3 protein-coding genes are annotated in these 3,403 nt (G+C 59.4%); 1 reads left to right on the plus strand and 2 read right to left on the minus strand.

The window, feature by feature from the left end; all coding sequences use genetic code 11:
* The coding region (locus NW856_RS11205) for a tetratricopeptide repeat protein (RefSeq protein ID WP_414400308.1) at positions 1-1,858 on the plus strand (1,858 nt) is incomplete at its 5' end.
* Here the strand turns inward: NW856_RS11205 and rpaB are convergent.
* Together rpaB and recO are read right to left on the minus strand one after the other, a co-directional pair.
* Positions 1,831-2,571, minus strand: coding sequence for a response regulator transcription factor RpaB (gene rpaB / locus NW856_RS11210; protein ID WP_011434119.1), 741 nt, complete (start codon positions 2,569-2,571; stop codon positions 1,831-1,833). The two genes, NW856_RS11205 and rpaB, sit on opposite strands and share 28 nt — an antisense overlap.
* A 463-nt stretch (positions 2,572-3,034) precedes the next feature.
* Positions 3,035-3,403, minus strand: a 369-nt coding sequence (gene recO, locus NW856_RS11215) for a DNA repair protein RecO (protein ID WP_414400309.1), incomplete at its 5' end; no start/stop codon positions are given.

Consider the following 3,403-nt stretch of genomic DNA (forward strand, 5'->3'; position numbering starts at 1 on the left):
TTCAGCAGTGTTCAGCGTAAATGTATCAGGCAAAGACGTGCCACGGGGCTTTGGGCGAGGAAAAGACAATCGGCAAGCGGCTAAGTCACAGGATCCAGAGCGGGGATCCGAGATCCCATCCCCAGAGGCGGCTCTGACGTGGGTTCAACGCTACCGACAGGCGGGGGATCTGAAAGCTGCTCTGCACCTCTGCCGGCAGCTTACCCGCACCCAGCCGCGTTTGTTCGCTGCTCAGGCGTTGCTGGGATCCCTTTATCTGCAGATGGGGGATCCCCGCCAAGCTTTGACCCCCTTGCAACTGGCTCTGCACCTGCGGGGGGATTGGGTGCCGGCCTGGCAGGATCTGGGCGATGCCTGGATGCAGCTTGGCAACCCAGAGGAAGCGGCGCGAGCCTATGAACAGGGCCTGGCCTTTGCGCCCGGTGATGGGCAATTGCTTTTCCGATTGGGCAGTTGTTGGCTTACCTTGGGGAAATTGGCCCCAGCGATTGCGGCGCTACGGCAGGCAGCAGCAGCCCAGCCTCCCCAGGTCTATGCCTTGGCAGCTTTGGGGAATGCCCTGATGCTCGATGGCCAAGCTGGGGAAGCTGAAAGCTGGTTTCGCCAAGCTCTTGCCCTCGCACCCCAGGAGGGGCGAATTCTCGTTAACCTCGGCCATTGCCTGCACCTGCAAGATCGCCTGGAAGAGGCCGCCGATTGTCTGCAACGGGCCATCTCGCTGTTGCCGAGGGATGCCCAGCCCCACAACAACTTGGGCACCATCCTGCAAGAACAAAACCGGCTGGAAGCGGCCATTGAAGCCTATCGGCGCAGCTTGCAGTTGGCCCCCCACTGGCCGGAGATCCACTACAACCTGGGCACGGCTTTGCTGACCCTGGGCCGCTACGAGGAGGGGTGGCGAGAATACGAATGGCGGCTGCAGCGACAAGGGGCGACCTACCCGCGCTTTCTTTCCCCTCTGTGGACGGGATCCCCTCTGGGCCGCCAGACCCTGCTGATCTACGCTGAACAAGGGTTGGGGGACACGATTCAGTTTGTGCGCTACCTGCCGCTGCTGGCCGAGGCCCATCCCCAAGCGCAAATCTGCCTCCGCTGTCAGGGATCCCTTGTCGAGCTGTTCAGAGGGTGCTTCCCCCTTCCCCAGGTGCAGGTGATCTCGGAAACGGATCCCTTGCCCTCTTTCGATTGCCATCTGCCCTTGCTCAGCTTGCCACAGCGGTTGGGCACCACCCTGGAGACGATCCCGGCCCGCATCCCCTATCTTGTCTATCCCGTTCATGCCGGCGGGCCGCAGATCCCTTTGAGCCTCTCCTGGCGGGAAGACTGGCCGGAGCTTTCCCAGGAGCGGATGAAGGTGGGGCTGGTGTGGGCCAGCGGTCGGCGTGCCCACCCTGATCTCAACCGCGTGCAAAGGCTGAAAAGTTGTCCTCTGGATCTGCTGCTCCAGCACTTGCATGGGCCTTCCATCCAGTGGGTTAGCCTGCAGGTGGGGGAAGATCTAAGGCCGCTGGGATCCCTATTGGAGCAGCACCAAGTGTTGGAGCTGGGATCCCGTTTCCGCAGTTTTGTCGATACAGCCGCAGCCGTTGCCCAGTTGGATCTGGTGATCAGCGTTGATACAGCCGTTGCTCATTTGGCCGGGGCGATGGGCAAGCCGGTATGGGTGCTGCTGCCCTTTGCCGCCGATTGGCGCTGGCTGCTCCATCGAGAAGATAGCCCCTGGTACCCCGGGGTGATGCGACTGTTTCGACAAGACACACCGGGAGACTGGGTTGGCGTGCTGAGGCGAGTCCAGGTTGCTCTCGAAGAGAAGTTGCAAGGGATCCCTTCTCAAGACCGTGCCTGTTCCTCTCCCTGAACGATGCGCTGAAATAGATAGCCGGTGCCTCGGGCCGTCAGGATCAGCTCTGGGTTGCTGGGGTCATCCTCCAGCTTGGCCCGCAGCCGCGAAATGTGGACATCCACCACCCGCGTATCCACATGGCGCTCCGGGGTATAGCCCCACACCTCTTGCAAAATCTCGGAGCGGGAAAAAGGCTCCCCCGACCGACTGACCAACAACTCCAGCAGACTAAACTCCATCCCCGTCAGGCGAATGCGCTCGTCCCGTTTGTAGACCTGCCGCTTGTTGGTATCGATGCGAATATCCCCCACTTGAATCACCCCAGAACTGGGGATCCCATCGTGGGCCGACCGCGCCACCCGGCGCAACACCGACCGAATGCGAGCTTCCAGCTCCTTGGGCGAAAAGGGCTTGACCACATAGTCGTCTGCCCCCAGCTCCAGCCCTGTGATACGGTCGGCTACATCTCCCAGCGCCGTCAGCATGATGATGGGGATGTCCGATTCTTTGCGCAGCTCCTGGCAGACCCCATAGCCATCCAGCTTCGGCATCATCACATCCAGCACCACCAGGTCGGGATCCTGCTTGTGGAAAACCTCCAGCGCCTCCTCGCCGTCCGAAGCTGTGACCACATCGTATCCAATCATGGACAGACGGGTTTCCAAGATGCGTCGAATGCTGGCCTCATCATCGACCACCAGAATCCGTTCCTTACGCTGTGCTTCCACGGTGCTGCAACTCCTGAACTTCTAACGGTACTCGGTAAAAGAGAAATCTGAAAAAGAACTGAGGTGGGCGCTAACTTGAGTTGGGCGGATACAGGAACCTCAGGGGCTGCTCCTCAGTTGGGCAGACTCACCGAGTGAAATTGAACACTCACAAGCAATCATCTGCAATTAACCAAAGCCGCACCCCAGGGATGCAGCTCCGGGAAACAAGCACCAAGCAGAAGGCCCTCTCAGCAGTCGATTCAATCTTGTTAAAAGCTCCAACTTCAATCCCACCTGATGATGCTGTCCAGTACCTGGTGCAAGGCACTCCTCCCCCCAAACCATTGCTCAAACCTGAGAGGCCTTCGTAAGAAGTTACTTTCCATAACCTAATTTATCATCCAAAATCGGCTGCCAACCCGCCTCGATGCTCTATTTTGCGGCTATTGGGCCGGACTTGATACATACCTTCACAACTTTTTCAGACCGATGCCCATTTTTCGGGATGTCCCTCAGGAAAAGCCGGGGATCCCTGGCCGTTTGCGGTAGGAACAGCGTAGCAACTGGCCAATAGCTCGGCGGAACGGATTTCTCGATCTGTATGATGCTCCAAAACGCGCCGCAACAGACGTTCTGCTTCCAGCCAAGCAGCCAAAGGCAGGGAATCCTCCGGCAGAGGCAGTGTGGAGCTGGGCAGGGATCCCAAGGCACGCAAGGCAGAGGCTGAGACCCAGGCAATCGGGCTGGGCCGCTGGGCCACCCGGCAGGGATCACAGATCAAGCCACCCCATTGGGGGCTGAAAAAAACGCTGCCGACCAACCCCCCTTGACAGAAGTAGCAGGCTTGTAC

It is taken from the genome of Synechococcus sp. R3-13 (genome assembly GCF_047462195.1).
GTDB lineage: Bacteria > Cyanobacteriota > Cyanobacteriia > Thermostichales > Thermostichaceae > Thermostichus.